This is a genomic window from Streptomyces phaeoluteigriseus (assembly GCF_001896135.2).
Taxonomy (GTDB): Bacteria; Actinomycetota; Actinomycetes; order Streptomycetales; family Streptomycetaceae; genus Streptomyces; species Streptomyces phaeoluteigriseus.
The window spans coordinates 19,413-37,837 of the sequence record NZ_MPOH02000019.1 but is presented as its reverse complement, the minus strand read 5'-3'; the positions used below and the strand labels follow the sequence as shown (position 1 = coordinate 37,837).

General features: G+C 64.8%; 13 protein-coding genes and 8 pseudogenes. 7 read left to right on the top strand and 14 right to left on the bottom strand.

The features are described from left to right. The 4 genes and pseudogenes from BM536_RS29765 to BM536_RS29755 all read left to right on the top strand — a co-directional run. A partial coding sequence (locus tag BM536_RS29765; RefSeq protein WP_107439638.1) for an IS5 family transposase occupies positions 1-432 on the top strand: 432 nt, incomplete at its 5' end. Positions 433-487: 55 nt separating this feature from the next. Further along, a complete protein-coding gene (locus BM536_RS29760) occupies positions 488-1,891 on the top strand; it encodes a dipeptidase (protein WP_094103897.1) in 1,404 nt (467 codons plus the stop codon). Between the two features lie 92 nt (positions 1,892-1,983). Continuing rightward, positions 1,984-2,091, top strand: a pseudogene (locus BM536_RS43330) (NAD(+) diphosphatase); the annotation flags it as partial. A gap of 135 nt (positions 2,092-2,226) precedes the next feature. After that, a pseudogene (locus tag BM536_RS29755) lies at positions 2,227-2,975 on the top strand (transposase). Between the two features lie 326 nt (positions 2,976-3,301). Here the strand turns inward: BM536_RS29755 and BM536_RS29750 are convergent. From BM536_RS29750 to BM536_RS29715, 8 genes and pseudogenes are all read right to left on the bottom strand, one after another. Continuing rightward, positions 3,302-4,291: pseudogene (locus tag BM536_RS29750) on the bottom strand (HAMP domain-containing protein); the annotation flags it as partial. A gap of 383 nt (positions 4,292-4,674) precedes the next feature. Continuing rightward, positions 4,675-5,382, bottom strand: coding sequence for a response regulator transcription factor (locus tag BM536_RS29745; RefSeq protein WP_073498842.1), 708 nt, complete (start codon positions 5,380-5,382; stop codon positions 4,675-4,677). 177 nt (positions 5,383-5,559) lie between these two features. Then, positions 5,560-6,132, bottom strand: coding sequence for a DUF3152 domain-containing protein (locus tag BM536_RS29740; RefSeq protein ID WP_342748848.1), 573 nt, complete (start codon positions 6,130-6,132; stop codon positions 5,560-5,562). Between the two features lie 487 nt (positions 6,133-6,619). Next, on the bottom strand, positions 6,620-7,774 hold the full coding sequence (locus BM536_RS29735) for an ABC transporter permease (protein WP_094103893.1): 1,155 nt from the start codon (positions 7,772-7,774) through the stop codon (positions 6,620-6,622). Positions 7,775-7,815: 41 nt separating this feature from the next. Next, positions 7,816-8,535, bottom strand: a complete 720-nt coding sequence (locus BM536_RS29730; protein WP_073498846.1) for an ABC transporter ATP-binding protein — start codon at positions 8,533-8,535, stop codon at positions 7,816-7,818. Further along, positions 8,532-9,680, bottom strand: a complete 1,149-nt coding sequence (locus BM536_RS29725; RefSeq protein ID WP_073498848.1) for a peptidoglycan-binding domain-containing protein — start codon at positions 9,678-9,680, stop codon at positions 8,532-8,534. Before BM536_RS29725 ends, BM536_RS29730 begins: the two co-directional genes overlap by 4 nt. Before the next feature lie 202 nt (positions 9,681-9,882). Then, positions 9,883-10,437 (bottom strand): hypothetical protein, encoded by a 555-nt coding sequence (locus tag BM536_RS29720; RefSeq protein ID WP_143651004.1) that lies wholly within the window; start codon positions 10,435-10,437, stop codon positions 9,883-9,885. Between the two features lie 328 nt (positions 10,438-10,765). Then, positions 10,766-10,954 (bottom strand): hypothetical protein, encoded by a 189-nt coding sequence (locus BM536_RS29715; RefSeq protein WP_107439637.1) that lies wholly within the window; start codon positions 10,952-10,954, stop codon positions 10,766-10,768. Between the two features lie 611 nt (positions 10,955-11,565). Between BM536_RS29715 and BM536_RS29710 the strand changes: the two are divergent. Then, positions 11,566-12,315 (top strand): annotated as a pseudogene (locus tag BM536_RS29710) (transposase). Between the two features lie 290 nt (positions 12,316-12,605). On the opposite strand, the gene BM536_RS29705 reads toward BM536_RS29710, so the two are convergent. From BM536_RS29705 to BM536_RS29685, 6 genes and pseudogenes are all read right to left on the bottom strand, one after another. Continuing rightward, a complete protein-coding gene (locus BM536_RS29705; RefSeq protein ID WP_073495802.1) occupies positions 12,606-13,397 on the bottom strand; it encodes an enoyl-CoA hydratase/isomerase family protein in 792 nt (263 codons plus the stop codon). 405 nt (positions 13,398-13,802) lie between these two features. Then, on the bottom strand, positions 13,803-14,465 hold the full coding sequence (locus BM536_RS29700; RefSeq protein WP_073495800.1) for a transglutaminase-like domain-containing protein: 663 nt from the start codon (positions 14,463-14,465) through the stop codon (positions 13,803-13,805). Between the two features lie 574 nt (positions 14,466-15,039). Then, positions 15,040-15,180, bottom strand: a pseudogene (locus tag BM536_RS40895) (IS5/IS1182 family transposase); the annotation flags it as partial. A gap of 94 nt (positions 15,181-15,274) precedes the next feature. Next, positions 15,275-15,388, bottom strand: a pseudogene (locus BM536_RS45025) (hypothetical protein); the annotation flags it as partial. Positions 15,389-15,454: 66 nt separating this feature from the next. Then, a pseudogene (locus BM536_RS43325) lies at positions 15,455-15,574 on the bottom strand (IS5/IS1182 family transposase); the annotation flags it as partial. 129 nt (positions 15,575-15,703) lie between these two features. After that, complete coding sequence (locus BM536_RS29685; protein WP_073495799.1) at positions 15,704-16,468, bottom strand: IS5/IS1182 family transposase; 765 nt, start codon at positions 16,466-16,468, stop codon at positions 15,704-15,706. Between the two features lie 925 nt (positions 16,469-17,393). Here BM536_RS29685 and BM536_RS39800 point away from each other — a divergent pair. Then, positions 17,394-17,801, top strand: coding sequence for a hypothetical protein (locus BM536_RS39800; protein ID WP_170109968.1), 408 nt, complete (start codon positions 17,394-17,396; stop codon positions 17,799-17,801). A gap of 12 nt (positions 17,802-17,813) precedes the next feature. Continuing rightward, positions 17,814-18,319: pseudogene (locus tag BM536_RS29680) on the top strand (transposase); the annotation flags it as partial. Positions 18,320-18,425 lie beyond the last annotated feature (106 nt).

Sequence of the window (18,425 nt, the reverse complement as noted above, 5' to 3'; positions counted from 1 at the left end):
GACCGGGGCAAGTACGGGTCGAAGATCCACTTGATCACCGAACGGACCGGTCTGCCTCTGTCCGTCGGAATCTCGGGGGCGAACCTGCACGACAGCCAGGCTCTGATCCCGTTGGTGAAGGGCATACCGCCGATCCGCTCCCGTCGAGGAAGCCGGCGACGCAGGCCGGGAAAGCTTCACGCCGACAAGGGATACGACTACTCCCACCTGCGACGATGGTTACGCGGGCGCGGTATCAGGCACCGTATCGCCCGCAAGGGTGTCGAGACCTCGCAGCGGCTGGGCCGTCACCGCTGGACCATCGAGCGCACCATGGCCTGGCTCGCCGGCTGTCGCCGCCTCCACCGACGCTACGAGCGCAAAGCCGAGCACTTCCTCGCCTTCACCAGCATCGCTTGCACACTCATCTGCTACCGCAGACTCGCCAAATGAGATGACGTCTAAGTACCCGGCCGGGATGTCGGTGCGGCCGGATAGGCTCGTGACCATGAGCCAGACCCCGGACAGCGCCGTCCGCACGTACATCGAGCGCCACCGTGCGGCGTTCCTCGACGACCTCGTCGAGTGGCTGCGCATCCCGTCGGTCTCGGCCCAGCCCGACCACGCGCCCGATGTCCGCCGCAGCGCCGACTGGCTCGCAGCCAAGCTCGAGGAGACCGGCTTCCCGACCGTCGAGGTCTGGCAGACGCCCGGCGCGCCCGCCGTCTTCGCCGAATGGCCGTCCGGCGATCCGCAGGCACCCACCGTCCTGGTCTACGGCCATCACGACGTGCAGCCCGCCGCCCGCGAGGACGGCTGGGACAGCGACCCCTTCGAGCCGGTCGTCCGCGGAAACCGTCTCTACGCGCGCGGGGCGGCCGACGACAAGGGCCAGGTCTTCTTCCACACCCTGGGCGTACGCGCCCACCTCGCCGCCACCGGCCGGACCGCCCCGGCCGTCAACCTCAAGCTGCTGATCGAGGGCGAGGAGGAGTCCAGCTCACCGAACTTCCGCGCCCTCGTCGAGGAGCACGCCCAGCGGCTCGCCGCCGACGCCGTGATCGTCTCCGACACCGGCATGTGGTCCGAGGACACCCCGACGGTCTGCACCGGCATGCGAGGGCTCGCCGAATGCGAGATCCGGCTGTACGGCCCCGACCAGGACATCCACTCCGGCTCCTTCGGCGGCGCCGTGCCCAACCCGGCCGCCGCCGCCGCCCGCCTCGTCGCCGCCCTGCACGACGAGCACGCGCGCGTGACGGTCCCCGGCTTCTACGACGGCGTCGTCGAACTCACCGCCCGCGAACGCGAGCTCTTCGCCGAGCTGCCCTTCGACGAGGAGAGCTGGCTGCGCACCGCCAAGTCGCACGCCGCCCACGGCGAAGCCGGGCACAGCACCCTGGAGCGCATCTGGGCCCGCCCCACCGCCGAGGTCAACGGCATCGGCGGGGGCTACCAGGGCCCCGGCAGCAAGACGATCGTCCCGTCCTCCGCCTTCGTGAAGCTGTCCTTCCGGCTGGTCGCGGGACAGGACCCCGACCAGGTGGAGAAGGCGGTCCGGGTCTGGGCCGAGGAGCGGGTACCCGCGGGCATCCGTCACGAGATCACGTTCAGCCCGGCCACGCGCCCGTGCCTGACCCCGCTGGACCACCCCGCCCTGCGGTCCGTCGTGCGCGCCATGGGCCGCGCCTTCGAAGGCACCGTCCGCTTCACCCGCGAGGGAGGCTCGGGACCCGCCGCCGACCTACAGGAAGTCTTCGACGCCCCGGTGCTCTTCCTGGGCATCTCCGTGCCCTCCGACGGATGGCACGCCCCGAACGAGAAGGTCGAGCTGGACCTCCTCCTCAAGGGTGTCGAAACCACCGCCTACCTCTGGGGTGACCTCGCCGAGACCTGGCGCCATGCGCCCTGACGACCTCGCACGGTCCGGAGCCACACCGCGCGCGGGGCACACTGGACAAGCCGCCCCGCACGGCGACACCGCACCGGACCCGGTCGCCCCATGAGCCCTCCTTCGAGGCCCCCCTCACCGAGGCCCACCGCTACTTCCTGGGCACCGACGACGACGGCGTCAGCTACTTCGCCCTCCAGAAGGACGCACTCCCCGGCCAGTCTCTCAAAGCTACTCATTGAGGCTTTTCAGCGTGGCCTCTGATCGGGTGACGACGCAGGCGTCCGCAACGGACAAGGCTCCCGTGCCGTTGAGGGAGTTGTTCGACGTCTCAACTCTCCGGGACAGGAGCCCTGTTGGTTCCCCATCCTGCTGCACTCGACCTCTCGCATACGCTAGTTGAGTGGATCACCATGGCGATCGTCACCCGCGAGGGTGACCGCCGTTGCAAGCTCCCGCCGCCCCAGCGTGCGCTGGTCGCCCGGGTGTACCTGCGCAAGCACGACACCTTCGAACAGATCGCGGCGGGCTTTGGTATCTCGGTGGGCACCGCCCACGCCTACACCACCGCGGTGATCGGCCTGCTTGCCGATCGTGCACCGGGCCTGCTCAAGGTGCTGCGCGAGACCGATCCCGACTACGTCATGCTAGACGGGACTCTCGCGGAGTGCGACCGGGTCGGCGACGGCCGGGCCGACTACTCCCACAAGCACCACCGGCATAGCGTGAACGTGCAGCTGGTGACCGATCCAGATGGTCGGCCGCTGTGGTTTTCACCCGCGCTGCCCGGCCGCGCGCACGACCTGACTGCGGCCCGCACCCACCGGATCATCCGGATTTGCGAACGCCAGGGCTTCCCGGTCCTCGCCGGCCGTGCCTACGTGGGAGCCGGCCTGTGGGTGACGACGGCCCTCAGACGCCCGCCGGGCCATGATCTCACGCCCACCCAACAGACCGTCAACCGCGCGCTGTCTGCGGCACGGGCGCCGGTCGAACGCGGTGTCGCACGACTGAAGTCGTGGCGGATCTTCCGCAAAGCCCGATGCAGCCCGAATCGAATGTCGTCATCTGCGTAGCTGTCCTCACCCTGGAGCGGCAACTCTGAAAGAGCTCATTTCTGAAAGGCGCGAAGTATGGCGAGTCCTTGCCCTGGGGCTGCGTAATGATCCCCCGCCTGTCATGAGTTGCGGGGATTTGCGTCGGTTCGGGTAGGGATGGTGATGGTGAAAGTGGTCCCGATATCGACGGTGCTGTCGACGGTGATAGTGCCATGGTGGTCGGTGGTGATCTGACGGGTGATGGCCAGGCCGAGGCCGCTGCCGCCAGTGGTGCGGCCGCGGGCGGGGTCGCGCGCCAGACCGGTCGAAGAGGTGGGCAGATGTTCGGCGGGATGCCAGTCCCGGTGTCATGGACGTGGACGGCGGCATGGTCGGCGTCGACGGAGAGGGCGAGGGTGACGGTGCCGCCGGGTGGGGTGGCCCGCAGGGCGTTGGTAACCAGATTGCCGAGGGCCTGGCGTACGCGATCCGCATCGCCGTAGATCCGTGCCGGTATGCCGACGTCGACCTGGAGGGTGATGCCGGCGGTGGTGGCGTGGGGGTGGTGGGCGGTGTGGCAGGCATACAGCAGGTGGCGCAGGTCAATAGGGGTGTGGTGGTAAGTGAGGGCGCCAGCTTCGGCGAGGGCGAGGTCTTGGAGGTCGTCGACGATGCGCTGCTGGAGCATAGCCTCGCCGTGCAGGGCGTCCAGGAGGTCGGGCGTGGGACTGAGGACACCATCTTGGAGGGCCTCGAGATAGCCGCGGAGGTTGGCCAGGGGGGTGCGCAGTTCGTGGGCGATGTCGCCGGTGAGGCGACGCTGGCGTTCTTCACTGGCTTGCAGGGAGTCGGCCATGCGGTTGAAAGCACGGGCGAGCTGGGCGATTTCGTCTCGGCCTGCCACCGGAACCCTGTGGCCGAGGTCGCCGTCACCGAGACCGCGTGCCGCTTGTGTGAGGGCGCGTACCGGGCGGAGCACTGTCCGGCCCAGGATGAGCGCGCTGAGGATCACGAGGAGGCCCACGACGGTTGCCGCCGTGATCACGGGCGTGGCGGACAGGGTCGGTGGGGCGTCGTCGACCGCGCCAAGGCGGACCTGCAGCCGGGGCGGTGCTACATCGTTGGTGCGCTGCTCAAAGAGCCCTCGCAGACACGGGGCGGGTTCAATTTTGGGTAAGCATGCCTGCGCTGCTGCTGCGTCGGCGTTGAATCGCGCTGCGGGGTAGGCCTCGCGTTTGCAGGTACTCCCGGCCTGCGGCCGCTTGAGGACCGTGGGCAGGCCGTGATCGGGGTGAGGCTCGGTTTCTACGGGGACGCCGGCTTTTGTAAGACAGGCTGCGTAGCGCGTCTGTTCGTGGTAGAAGGCGATCGCCACCAACGTCATCTTCGAATCTGCGACGTGGTCCGGGATCGGTAAATGGAGGCGAGGGTCGATGAGGAGCGGCGCTGTGGTGCCGGGTTTGCGGGGTGTACGGCCGACGAGGGTGTCGGAGTCGGCGATCAGGGTGCCGTCGGTGTCGGTGGTGATCCGGATGCGCTGCCCGGTTCGGGCGGCAAGCTGGCGCACGGTGGCGGAGAGTCCGTGCCAAGTAACGTGGGTAGTGCCGTAGGTGCGTAGTGCGGTGGTGATCTGCCGGAGATCGGCGTGTTCCGCGGTTGCGGTTTCGCGTACCTGGGTGGTGGCCTGCCGGAGAGTGATCCAGGCGGTGGCGGTGGTAGCGGTGACTGCGATGAACATCAGCAGGGCCAAGGCCCGCAGCCGGAAACTCACCGCTCACTCCCGCATGGTTCGATGAGGCGGTAGCCCCGCCCGTAGACGGTTTCCACCACGCAGCCCTGGGCGGCGGGTGCCTGCTGGAGTTTACGGCGCAGGTTCATCACGTGTACGTCGACGGTGCGAAATGCGATATCCCGGCCTAAGTCGAACACCTTGTCAATGATCTCAGGGCGAGTGAACACCCGACCCGGCTCTGCGGCCAGCACCGCCAGAATTCCGAACTCCTTCGCGGTCAGCGCGACCGGCGATCCGGCGATCCTGACTTGGAAGCGGGCGGTGTCGATGTGCAAGTCTCCCACCGCCAGCACGGTGGGCCGGGCGGCAGCGGGTTCCCGGGTGCGGCGCAGCAGGGCCCGGACGCGGGCGGTGAGTTCGCGGGGGCTGTAGGGCTTGGTGAGGTAGTCGTCCGCGCCGAGGTCCAGGCCGAGAAGCAGGTCGGTCTCGGTGCTCTGGGCGGTCAGTATCAGGACCGGGACGCGGGAACTTTCTGCGCGCAGGATGCGGCACACATCCAGGCCGCTGACCTCAGGCATCATCACATCCAGCACGACCAGATCGGGCCATCCGGTCCGTGCCCGCTCGAGCGCCGTGCGGCCGTCATGCACGGTCTGTACCGTGTGGCCTTCCCGCTCGAGGTAGACGCTTATGAGACGGGCCTGCATCCCATCGTCCTCAGCCACCAGAATCCGTGCACTCACCGCCTGACCCTCCCTTCTTTCTCGTACTGGTACGCAACATATGCGTGAATTCATAGATGAAGCGATGGCAGAGGGGTGCCGGATCCGGCACATCTGGCAGGCCTCGTGCACGGTGTGGAGCGAGCGGTCCGCGCACGAGGCGAGTTCGAGTCCGCCGACGGGGGCCGCCCCGGTTCTTCAGGGGACCGAAGGTCCGCTGAGGTAGGTCCCGCCGGTGGTGTGGGGCCAGGCGTTGGCCAGGCAGCCGTGGAGGCCTTTGATCTGCTGCATCATCACCGGCGCCGGTCTGCCGGGGCCGGTGCAGCCTTCATGACCGTGGCCGATGCGGTGACCTACCTCGTGGTTGATGATCAGGGCCCGGTAGTCGTCCAGCGGGCCGGTGAACTGCGGGGAGCCGGTGTTCCATCGGGTGGAGTTGACCATCACCTGCGCGCCGACGTTGCAGTTCAACTCGCTGTGCGTGTTCAGGCCGACGGCGCCGCAGATCCGGTCCACCGTGGCCGGTGAGGCGATCTTCACGGTGAAGTCGTAGGGGCCCGAGGCCACCAGCCGGAAGCCATTGTGGCCATTCCGTGTCCAGCCCCGCTCGTCAGCCAGGATCTGGTGGACCAGGCCGGCAGCCTGGTCAGGATCGATCCCGATGCCGTCTTCCACCTGCACGGTGTAGCGGCGCACCGTGCCGTGGCCGACCGCCGCCCGAGTCGCCTGGGCGGCGGTGAAGGCCCCCCGTCCTTTCGCGGGCTGCTCCACCAGCCGCCTGTGCTGCGGAGCCTGGGTTGAGGGTGAGGCGCTTATGGACGGCGGCACCGTCCGCTTCACGGGAGAAGGAAGGCTGACCGATGGGAGGGCTTGGGTCTTCTCCGGGGCGGCGGGCGGCGGGCCTGCTCCACCGGTCCCGAGGAAGACTGCGGCGACGCCTGTGCCGACGGCCGCGCACACCGCTGCCGTGCCTAACAACCGGAGCCGTCTGCGTGCCCGGCGGCGGTGCTGCCCGGCACGCCGGTGCCCCGGTAGCGGGACAACAGTTTCCAGGTCGCCGGTGGCGGGCGTGTGTCCATACAAGTCGTTCATCATGGTGTTCCTGTGCTGCTTCTCGGGCACCGAGGACGGGCGAGGTGCTGTCGCGGTTCGGGCATGAAGGGGAAGGCATCAGGCTGGCTGTCGCCTGTCGGGCCGGCTCGGCCCGGGCCGCAGACATGCTGCTGGTCTGCGGCCCGGGCCTTGGCGTGCCCAGAGTTCAGGGGCCAGAGAGGGCCTGGGCCGGGGGCATGCGACCAGCCCGGATGGCTGGAAACAGGCCGGCGAGGGCTCCAATCAGGAGGGTGGCGGTGACCCCGGCGCCAGCAGCCCACAAGGGAACCTTCGTCGGCCAGTGGCGGAAGGCGGCGAAGCCTGCAGTGATGGCGGTGCCCAGCACGGTGCCGCCCAGCCCGCCCAGCATTGAGAGCAGGAGGGCTTCGGTGAGGAACTGACCCCGGATGTGGCCGCTGGTAGCACCGAGCGCGCGGCGCAGGCCGATCTCGCCGCGGCGTTCCAGGACGGAGATGACCATGGTGTTGCCGACCCCGACGCCGCCGACGAGTAGAGCCACACCGCCGAGGCCGAGCAGCAGCCCGGTGAGGGTGGACCGGGTGGCCTCGCGGGCCGCGAGGGCGTCGGAGGGGCGCGAGACGGCGACGTCACCGGCGTGTCCGGGACTCACGGTGGCAGCAAGCACGTCACGCACGGCCGTCACCTGCCGGTCCTCGGCGCGCAGGTAGACGGTGGTGGGATGCCCGTCGAAACGGAGATGAGTGCGAGCAGCGGGCCAGCCCACCAGCGCCGTACTGTCGATCTCCGGCGCCAACGGCACCGGAGACAGCACCCCGGCCAAGGAGAACCAGCTCTGGCCGATCTTGAGCCGGGTCCCCGGAGTATGGACGCCGAGGCGTTGCGCCGCACTCGCGCCGAGGACCACGCCGGGGAACTTTTCGGTGGCCGGGGTCAGCCAGGCCCCGGACTGCAGACGGCCGCCGATGACGGGCAGCAGGCTGCGGCCGGTGGCGGTCACGTCGATGCTGCCGGTCCGCCCGCTGGGAATGTGCTCGTTGCGGTAGATCTTCGCCTCCTCGATGAGACCCGTCTGCTCGGCGCTGATGACGGGGCCGATCCTGCGGACCATGGCCACCGCCATTTCGGGCAGCTGGGCGCGGGTGCCGTCCTGCCGTTCCGTCGGCGCAGCACGCAGCAGGTTGGTGCCCAATTTGTCCAGGCGGCGGTCGACCTCGGCCTGACCGGAGGAGGAGATCCCCACCACCGCAATCATCGCCGCCACCCCGATCGCGATCCCGAGTGCCGAGAGGAACACCCGCAGCGGCCGGGTACGCAGCCCCGTCCCGCCCAGCCGGACCATGTCCACCGGGCGCAGACGGGCCGGTCTGAGTCGTCGGCGGCTCACAGGACTGTCCTCATCGCTAGGGACTGGCTGCCGGCATCGGAGGGACCGGTGTCGGAGACGATCTGGCCGTCTCGCATTTCTACTTGCCGGTCGAGTGCTTGGGCCATCTCCCGGTCGTGGGTGATGACCACCACGGTGGTGCCGACCGTGTGCAGCTCCCGCAGCAGCCCTAGCACCGCCTGGCCGGAGGCCGAATCCAGGTTGCCGGTCGGCTCATCGGCCAGCAGCAGAGCCGGCTCACCGATCACCGCCCGGGCCACCGCCACCCGCTGCCGTTCACCGCCCGACAGTTCGTGGGGAAGATGCCGGAGGCGGTGACTCAGCCCCACCCGGTCAAGGGCGGCCTCTGCCAGGACGCGGCGTTGCCGCAGAGGCGTACCCGCGTAGACCAGTCCGTCGGCGACCGTGTCCAGCACCGCCACCCCGACCGACAGGTGGAACTGCTGGAAGACGAAACCGATCCGCTGCGCCCGCAGCGCCGATATCTCCCGGTCCGACAGACCGGACACCTCATACCCGTCGATCACCAGCCGGCCGCCTTGCGAGGGCCGGTCGAGGGTTCCCATCAGGTGCAGCATGGTCGACTTCCCCGACCCCGACGGGCCCACCACCGCCACCAGTTCCCCAGCGCCGATGGCCAGGTCCACGTCCCTGACCGCGGCGACCCCGCCGGGATAGGTCTTCGACACGTTCTCGAACACGACGACCGGTTTCACTTCGGGATCCTCACCGTCATGCCCTCACGCACACCCGGACCACTGACCTCGGCCCTGCCATCCGCCACCAGGCCCGTCGTCACCGCGACGTAGCCCCTAGCACTCTGACCGCCGGTGCTCTTCTTATCGGCGGGCTCCAGTCCGTAGCCGCCCTCCGCCAAAGCGACCAGCGCCACCACCGGAACCGTCAGCACATCCTTCTGCTCCCGGCCCACATAGCGGACCGTCACAGGCCCGCTCTCCAACCGCCCCAGACCCTTCTGATCAGCAAAAATGATCACCACCGGCACCGTGGCACCCTCCGCACCCCCGCCTTCGCCGCCACCGGACCCACCGCTGTCCCCGGCTGGGGACGCGTCCGCGCCCACACTCGACACCTTCCCCCGGGCCGTAACGCCGCCGGGCAGCTCTACCGTGACCTGATTGCCCCGCTGCGCCCACGCCATGTCCGCGGCCGACGCCGCCACCGTCACCATCCGCGAGGCACTGGAGTAGCTCACAGCCTCAGCCGACACCTCCGAACCCACCTGCACACCAGTGCGGGCAACGCGTATAGGTCCGCCTGCATAGACCACATCTCCCGCCTTCACGATGCCGGTCTCGGGCATGCCCAGAGCCTTCTGCCACTGCTTCACCGCCTGCGCCGTTTTCACCGAAAACATGTCGTCCACCGTGAACCCCGTGTACCCCAGCGCCGCCAGATTCCGCTCAAACTGCTGCACATCCGCCCCCCGCACCAGCCCAGCCGGCAAACCACTCTCAGCCCCCCGAGCAACAGACTCACCGGCGGTCTCCGCGCCACCGGCCTGCCCGGAAGTCCCGGCCGGAGCACGTCCGACATCCCCCGAACCATCCCCGCCCGAACGGTCACCCCCGCCGCCAGAACCGTCCGCGCTGCTCTGACCGGAGCTGTCGGAGGCCGTGGCGCTCATGTCCCGGTACATCGGCAGCGCCCCGTAGAGCAGCGCCACCGGACGGTCGTCCACCCGCAGCACCGCCTCGCCCCGCTTGACCGACGCCCCACGCTGCGGCAACCACGTCACCGTCCCCGACGCCTTCACCGGCAACGGCACCTCAGGCCCGTAACCCAGCTCCCCCTTGACCGCCGTCTCTTCCGTCAGCGTGCCCCGCACCACCTTCACCACTCCGCCCGGACGCACCACACCGCCGCTCGCCGGATCCGCTCCCCACCCCCCAAACCCAACGCACCCACACCTGTAACAGCGGCCGCCACCACAACCGCAGAGGCGACCAGAGCAGGCCTTCGCCCAGCCCGTCTTAACCTCCTGGCTCGACCGCCGCCAGAGACGACCACATCCTCTACATGCTCCTTACCCGGTAGCCCTTTCACCCTGCGGCCTCTTCCGCCGGCACGTACTTCTGGCCGTAGGTCTTCTCGTAGCACAGGGGGAAAGCCCGCTTGTATGAAGCGGTCGTCTCATTCACAGGCGCTCCGGCCCCCTTCTTCGGCCAGCTCTTCGCATCGAACTCGGGGTCCGGATACTCCGGAACTCCGTTCTCCTGCATGCAATCAGCAAAATTCTTGTCCTGTGTGATTTCCTCAGGCGCCCTCGTCGGCGTCATCTCCTCAGCCAAATAGTCAGGCACAGGCGACTGGAGGTGATCGCACTTATTGAGGGCGCTCACGGAGGAGCCGATATCCGCCTTTATGGCCTCAAATGCCTCGTCGTCGATCTTCCCTCGGGCATCAGGGTCCGGGACATCAAGGCCTTCCTTCCGCAGGCAGGCGGCATATTTGCGCTGGCGCTCCACATAGCGGACCACCTCGGAATCCGGCTCGTCCTTCTTCACTGCACCCGCAGAGCTGCTGCCCTTCTCAGCTGAGGCGACCTTCGCCTCGCTTCCGCCGCCTCCGCTGCATCCGGTGACGGTCACTGTCATCACGCAGACCGCAGCAGCGGCCAGCATCAGATGGCCCGAGTATCGAGAACGCATACGTATCCCCATGCTTCATCAGATCGGCTTTTCCGTAGCCCTGCCAGGGTCGGCGGCGCTGCGATGACGACCATAGGAGAAGCACTGTTAAGAACTCTTTTAGAACCCGTAAGGAACCAGTTGGAATAGATCACCGAAGTTCCATAGCAGCGCTTTGCCCGATAAGTGGCGGGGTCGCGGGGTAGTAGCTGGCATGTTCGGCGAAGGCATCGACTCATCCGAGCGCCGCCGTAGGTCGTTCACGACTTGTCCTCTGCGAACCGAGCTGTCTCCGTCATGCCCCGTGGCAGTCAGTCTCAGGCGACCGTGCCGAAACAGTCACGCTCGGTTCCTGCTCGCGCAGCGGGGTGAAGTCGACGTCGAGCTTCGTCTTACATGCGTCCGGCTCGATGCCGAGCTCGTGAGTGGAGTACTCGCCGAACCGCTGCATGTGTTCGATCAGGTAGGGCGAAATGTGGGCCATGTCCTCCGGGAGATGGCGCGCTCACGTACGGGGATGGCCCACCCGCATCAGGTGGCTCAACTGGGACTCGATCGGGTCCCAGTGCGTCTTTTCAAGTGGCCACCGATCGAGTGACGGCTGCGCCCGTTGGCCTCGGTGCTACTGCAGATCAGACAGCAGTCAACCCCGGCGGGCCAATCGCCCTCTGGGGAGGTCGCTGAAGAAGCTCAGTCGATGACGGTTTTCCGGGCTTCGTCGAACAGGGCGTCGATGTGTACGTACTCGCTCTGCTTAGCCAGTAGAAGGTCAGGCCTCTACCGGCAAACCCGCCGAAAAACTATGCCGTCTTCGTGACCCACCCAGTCCGCCCCCAGGCGAGACGACAGTCCAACATCACCACCAACGATATTGAGCAACAGGTGACGGACCGAACGGTCAGGGCGTCATCCCATGGCCTCTTTTGCGCTCACCCCGGCGATTCCCCTGGCAGAGGCGAGGGGTTACTGAGCGTTTTCAGTGCGGCTACTGATCGGGTGACGGGGGTGGTGTGAGGTTGGGGTGGGCAACGGACAGGTCTCCCGTGTCGTTGAGGGAGGTGTTCGACGTCTCAACTCGTCAGTACAGGAGCCCTGTTGGTTCCGTATCCTGCCGCACTCGACCTGCCCCACGCCTTGGTCGGTTGGGTCACGATGCTCATCGTCACCCGTGAGGGTGACCGGCGGTGCAAACTCCCGCCGCACCGCCGTGCGCTGGTCGAACTCGTGTACCTGCGTCGCCATGACACCCTCGCCCGTATCGCCAGAGCCTTCGGGATATCCGTCGGCACCGCCCACGCCTACGTCACCGCGGTCACCGGTCTGCTCGCCGAGCAGGCGCCGGGCCTGCTGAAGACGCTGCGCGCGCACGACCCGGGCTTCGTCCTCCTGGACGGCACGCCCGCAGAGTGCGACCGCGTCGGCGACGGCAGGGCCGACTACTCCTCGAAACACAAGCGGCACGGGGTGAACGTGCAGGTCGTCACGGACCCGGCCGGTGAGATTCTGTGGCTGTCGCCGGCATTGCCGGGCCGCTCCCACGATCTGACAGCCGCCCGCATCCACAAGATCCTCCGGATCTGAGCGCGCCAGGGCGTCCCGATCCTCGCCGATACGGCCTACAACGATGCGGGCGACTGGGTCACCACCGCCAAGCGCCGCCCGCCCAACGGTGAACCCACCCTCCCCGAGCGGACCGAGAACCGGGCCCTGTCAACGGCCCGGGCACCTGTCGAACGAGGCATGGCACAGCTGAAGTCCTGGCAGATCTTCCGCAGATCCCGCATCAGCCCCAACCGCATGAGCGTCACCACCAAAGCCGTCCTCACCCTGGAGAAGCAACGCTGAAAACGCTTATTGTTCCGGCGCTTCTCGTCTCGCTGGTGCGCCGCCGCCCGACGCGCGACAGACACAAGCCGGCCCCGACTTCACTTCCCGATCCTCCGTGCTCGGTGTTCTGCCCACCACCCACCACCAATCAAGGTGCAGATAGGAACGAAGGAGCAGAAAAGAGGGTTGTCGGGGCCGCTGGTTGGATCTGGACAAGAGGTCTCACCAGCGCGAACGTCCAAGATTCGGATACTGGATGCCAGCTAACCAAAATAGAGGATATTCCTCATGACATAAGCTACTGGTTCCTATACAAGGGCATCGTGGTCCGGCCGTCCCTCCAAGGTCTTACTGGTAGCGAAGGATTGGATTACCTTGGCATCCGCGCGCGTGACCGCGTCCGCGATCGTAAGGGCCTCCTTCCGGCCCATTTGCTCCCGCGACGCTTGCCAGTCCCGCATGAGTTGCTTGGCCTGCCCTAGGGCCCAAGTGGGCCCGGCTGCGAGCTGATTCCCAAGTTCTTGAGCACGTGCCTCTAATAGCTCATCTTCTACAACCTCATTGACCAGGCCCCACTGCTTAGCTTCCTCGCCACTCAGGGTCCGCCCCGTCAGAGCAAGTTCCAGCGCGCGGGGCAGGCCGATCGCGCGAGGGAGAAGAAAGGAAATTCCACAGTCTGGGGTAAGCCCAACTGTAGAGTAAGCGGTTAGGAACCTAGTCGATGCGGCCGAAACTACCAGGTCACAGCTGAGCATGACAGCGATTCCGGCCCCCGCCACTGATCCTTGGACCGCGGCAATGACCGGCTTGGGGAGCGTGGCCAGCTTCTGCAGGGCGCGGTCGAAGGCATTAGCCAGTTCCTCAAGGTACGCTGGCCGATCGACAGCGTCTGCCATTGCCTTCAGGTCTCCCCCAGCGCAAAACCTTTCGCCCTCGCCTCTGACGATGACTGCTCGAATGTCCGCAGCAAACGCTTTATCGACCGCGACAGCAAATGCTTGTACGGTGGGTAGATCCACTGCGTTTGCCCGGGCCGGCCTCGCTAGGACGATTTGAGCCACACCACCGTGGGACTCGTAGCGAACCCGCTCCTCCGCCATCTATTTCCTCAATTCTTTGACAGTATCAAGATCGACTGGGCTAATGCGGCAATCTGAATTTCCTAAGTCGCCCGCTGGACTGGAGACTGAAGAGTATAATCCCTCCGCCAGGGCCCAGTTGCGGACATCCTCCAAATATTCATCCCATGCAGATTCGGCACAATTCCACCTCTCGGCACCGCGCGCTGCATTGTCACTATCTTGCAAGGACTGCATATTTGCAGGCCGTAAATAGTTTACTATAGATGACGCCAGCCTGGAAGCAGTGAACCGAATTCCCATTTCTCTACTCCTGTGTAATTACGATGGCACTCAAGTGTTGTTTGACGCAAAATTTGTTTGCAACTACGCTAGCCTCATGTAGCTACCAATTGACCCAATTCTCCGCGCGGCAGTCAACCCTTCTTAGTCTCGGCTTTTCGCAGAAGTCAAAAAATCCAAACGATCATCAATCACAAGCCCCGGGTAGAGGCGCCTTATTTCTGAAGCCAAGAATTTTGCTGGCACGTCATGGAAAGACCCATGGAGTACCTCGTATTTCATAAATGCGCGGCCTTGACCGTCATAGTCTTGCAGTATCGCGTCGGCATTTCCATCGAAATCAAGAGGCGTGACACCAAAGAGAGAGCAGAGGTCCGAATTGAAGGTTGGGCTCGCCTTAACCCATCGATTTTCAAGAAAAACTTCCGTGAAGCCATGCCAGGCGAACAAGTTAGTTCCCATTTTTTCAATTAACTTATCACTCGCCAGATGATTGGTAACATCTGCAAATGCGACGCGCGCCGGGACTCCTTCGCAGCGGCACAGTGCGGCAAGCAATGCGGCCTTGCCAACGCAGTAGGCATTTCCAGCCCTCAGGACACTAGAAGCTCGATAGACTTCAGCATTCGAATAGTCGAGACTAGTATCGTATCGAATTTCGCGTGCCGCAAGGTAAAATTGCTGCACTTTCTCCTTCTCCGTCATGTTCGGCATTGTAACGCTTGCCGCGAATGAAATGATTTCAGGGTGATCGCTGTCGATATATTCAGCTGGCGCCAGATAAACACCGAGTCTATTGCTCTTCAAGACCCCTCCTTCGTGTGTCGCAACTAGATTTAGCGCGAGATAGGATCGCACAGGAGTTAATTAAATGCGGTGCATGATTTCATTGGAAACCAGGCTTACGCGGCTAATATGCAGGAAATTATCCGGAGTAGCTTTACTGCTCCATGGATTGGTGACTCGAATTGTGCCACAGGACAGCCGGGGCTCCATCTCTCATGCCGCCACACCCCCGATATAGTAGCCGATTCAAATGACCCTCACGCACACTTGAGGTTGAGGTATAAGCCCGGCCCGATGGTTCGATTCGGAGTATCTTTTACTCAATCAGGGCAGGTGTAGATCGGGATCTGGCTGGTGCCGGTGTTCCTCAGCGCACGGGGTGGGAGCGGGGATGGTAATAGTCACCGCGCATGACGAGGTGTGAGCCATCATCAGATCGCGGTGGCTTCACCGCCCCCGAACAGCTCATCCAGACCATCCGGCTCGAGATGTGGAGGAACGATTCAGTACCGCCCCCGCTATCGACGGATGCCTCGCCGGAACTGGAGTGTCCCTCACTCCTACGACTCGATGAGTTCAAGCCCAGTGAGCGTTTTCAGCGTTGCTTCTCCAGGGTGAGGACGGCTTTGGTGATGACGCTCATGCGGTTGGGGCTGATGCGGGATCTGCGGAAGATCTGCCAGGAAATCAGCCGTGCCATGCCTCGTTCGACAGGTGCCCGGGCCGCTGACAGGGCCCACTGTTCCAGCGGCCAGCGGCCAGCGGGGCGCGGCCGTCGCCTGTCGGCGTATCTGCGGGTCCGGCAGGTATCGCAGCAGCTGAGTGGTGTGGATCAGCCGGCCCATCTCGCCGAACGCCGCGTAGTGGGCGTTCTTGCACGAGCCGGAGTGCAGGCACCGCAGCAGGAGGACACCCTTCCTATGCACCGACAGGGCGACCCGCATGATGTCCTTGAAGTGCTCTTCGATGAGGACACGGTCGATGTCGTTGCGGCCCGACTCGCCGAATAGACGGCCGGCCGGGAGCCGTTGCCAGGGGCTACCGATCCGGCGGCGGCGCTTACGAAGACCGGCAGCCAGGAAACGAAGGGATCGGCTGGACACGTCGAGTCTGCACGGGTAGGCAAGCACACGAAGCCTCTGGTGGGGCGAGGGATTCTTGGTCGTGAACCCGTCTACCAGAGGCTTCACTCATATCAGTTGAACCGGTCAGCAGACCAACAAGTGGGCAAAGTTACATTGCCCATCAGTGAACTTCTTTCATCCTCCGTATCCGCAGATCAGGAGGGTGTGGACGGCGGCGACGATGCGTCCGATGCGGTTGGTCGAGCATCGGGCTCGACGAGGGAGGCGCCAGGTTTTCAGCTGGGCGAAGGCGCGTTCGTCAGGTGCGCGTAGTCGGGCGTGGTCCCGGTTGTACTGCTGGTAGTGCTCGGGCAGTTCGTGGTGGTGGTAGTAGGGGGTACGGACGGTGGCGCCGGCGCCTTGGTAGGCGCGGTCGGCCAGGACGAGGATCTGTCGCGTGTGGCAGTTCTCGATCACGCCGTGAGCACGGGCGGCGGTCAGGTCGTGAGTGCGTCCGGGCAGGGCCCGCGAGAACCACAGGGGTGTGCCGTCGGGTGCGGCGACGACCTGCACGTTCATGCCGTGCTTCTTGTGCTTCTGGGAGTAGTACGGCTCGTCCGCCGCGACCCGGTCGGTGGGGATCAGAGTGCCGTCCAGGATCACGAAATCGTCCTCGCCTCGGCCCGTCAGGGCCTCGCGCAGGCCGGGCGCCCAGGCGGCGAGGACGTCGACCGCCTCGTCCACGTACCGCCAGGCCGTCGCTTCGGAGACGCCGAACCCTGCGCTGAGCTGGGCGAGCGTCTCGTTCTTGCGCAAGTAGGCAAGGGCGAGTTGTGCCTGACGGAAACAGCTCAACTTGCGCCAGCGAGTGCGGCGTTCACACCTTCGGGCGTAGATGAGCCATGAGACATGCTCGACCAGCTCGTGCCGGACGTCGAGCGTGGAAGGATACGGAACCAACGAAGCCCCCGGCCGTCGGCGTGTTGAGTGAGATCACCACACCAACGACGAGGGGCTTCGCCACGTCACCGCCCCTGACCAGCCTGGTTCACCCGACAGCCCAGGATGAAAGAGGTTCAGTGATCAGCACCGTCAATAGCAAGGCGCGATACAGCAGTTGAGCCGGGGTACCACTTCAAGAGCGTGAGCGAAACCTCCTCACTACGATTGAACGTTAAGTTGGCAGACTTGCGTCGCAACACCCGGAGTGACGAATGCGTCCGAACTAGATTGGTGTATACTATGGATCCCGACCGACTTGAGATCGTAAAGAAGACGGGACGTATTCTTTCGATCGCAGCACTGCTGGCTGGCGGCTATTCGGCCGCCTCAAGTGTAGTTTCTCCTGACCATCGCGAGAACTCTCACGAGGTGATGGCTACCGAGAACTGCCAGGAAAATGATTGGATTTGCGGCTCCAATCACAATGAGATACTCGTAGACACGGTCTAAGGGTTTTCGACATACTGGTGTCGGCATGTCCATCTTCGAACAGTCCTCGAGGCGGCGTGAAGCAATGTTCGCTAACCGTCGCGTCACGATCGCGCCGGAAGACCGCACGCTAGTTTCAACTCGCTGCATCCTGGAGTGAGCGCCGACCGATAGGCTACGCTCACTTTCGACATGTCTGGCGCATTCCGCAGTGCTTAGGGCCTGCAGAGAATTGACTTGTGGGTTTTGGGACTTGACACCCCAGGTCAGCGCACCGATCGCCCGCATGTTGTTCTTCTGCGAGCCCTTAGCTGGTGTATCACAGTTCGTCAGCTTAAGTGCAGACGACGGTCGGGCTAACGACCCGTCCCCTATGTTGGACATGTCGATTGCCGGATCACGGGATCCTGTATCAACATGTCCAACATTCTTACAAGTTGGTGTGTGGCGCGCGGTGGTCATCGAACGCACCGCGGGACAGGCCGTGTTGGTCGCCGTCGGCGCGGTGGTGCTGCTCGTGCTCGGACCAGGAGATCGGGAGGAGAAGCCGCCCGGGGTGGTGACGGTCACACTGCGCCGGGCGGAACGCAGCGTTTCGGTGAAAGAGATCCGGTCCCGGTCGAGTTGGCGGGTGGCTGCGGTTCTCAATATCAGTGGGCATTTAGGGATGGCCCGTGCCGGTAAGTGGCTTTCGCGGCCGTCACGCTTGAGATGTTTGCCCTATACGCACACTCTCGCCTCCATCGAGCTGCGGACTCTGCCGCCTGTTTACTCCGGTTCTCGTGCACAAAGTCCGTCTGGTTTGAAGATCAGCCAGAAACGCCCAGCAGCAGCGGAACGGCACTATCCGGCACATTCATGATCACGCTACGACGTGATCCAGCGGAAGCCGTACCCCAGCGACCTGTCCGACGCCCGATGGGCGTTAATCGAGCCGACGTTGACGGCCTGGAGAAAGGCCCGGCTCGACCGCAGGCCCACCGGGCAGCCGGCCAAGGTCGACCTCCGCGACGTATTCAACGCACTCCTCTACATCAACCGCACCGGAATCCCTGGAAATACCTTACGCACGACTTCCCCAACCACGGCACTGTCTACGCCTATTACGCCGCCTGGCGCGACGAGGGAATCCTCACCCAGCTCAACTACGACCTGACCGGCCTGGCCCGCGCGAAGGAAGGACGCAAGCCCGAACCGACCGCTTCCGTGATCGACACCCAGAACGTGAAGACCTCCACCAATGTGCCCCTGACCAGCCAGGGAACAGACGCGGCCAAGAAGATCGTCGGCAGGAAACGAGGCATCCTCACCGACACACTCGGCCTTCTCCTCGCCGTGACCGTCACCGCCGCGAGCCTGTCCGAGAACGCCGGCGCCATTGCCGCCGAAAATGCTTCAGTCTCCCGAAAGTGAGATAGATCATGATTCATGAGGCTCCTAGTGAGAGAGTGAAGAGTTGACTTATTTGAGTACAAATTACTCGGGT

Excerpts from the sequence above, each read along its gene's own strand:
- BM536_RS29760 (WP_094103897.1), top strand. The coding sequence starts at position 488 with ATGAGCCAGACCCCGGACAGCGCCGTCCGCACGTACATCGAGCGCCAC.
- BM536_RS29735 (WP_094103893.1), bottom strand. The coding sequence starts at position 7,774 with ATGGTCCGGCTGGGCGGGACGGGGCTGCGTACCCGGCCGCTGCGGGTG.
- BM536_RS29720 (WP_143651004.1), bottom strand. The coding sequence starts at position 10,437 with ATGACAGTGACCGTCACCGGATGCAGCGGAGGCGGCGGAAGCGAGGCG.
- BM536_RS29715 (WP_107439637.1), bottom strand. The coding sequence starts at position 10,954 with ATGGCCCACATTTCGCCCTACCTGATCGAACACATGCAGCGGTTCGGC.
- BM536_RS29705 (WP_073495802.1), bottom strand. The coding sequence starts at position 13,397 with ATGGCGGAGGAGCGGGTTCGCTACGAGTCCCACGGTGGTGTGGCTCAA.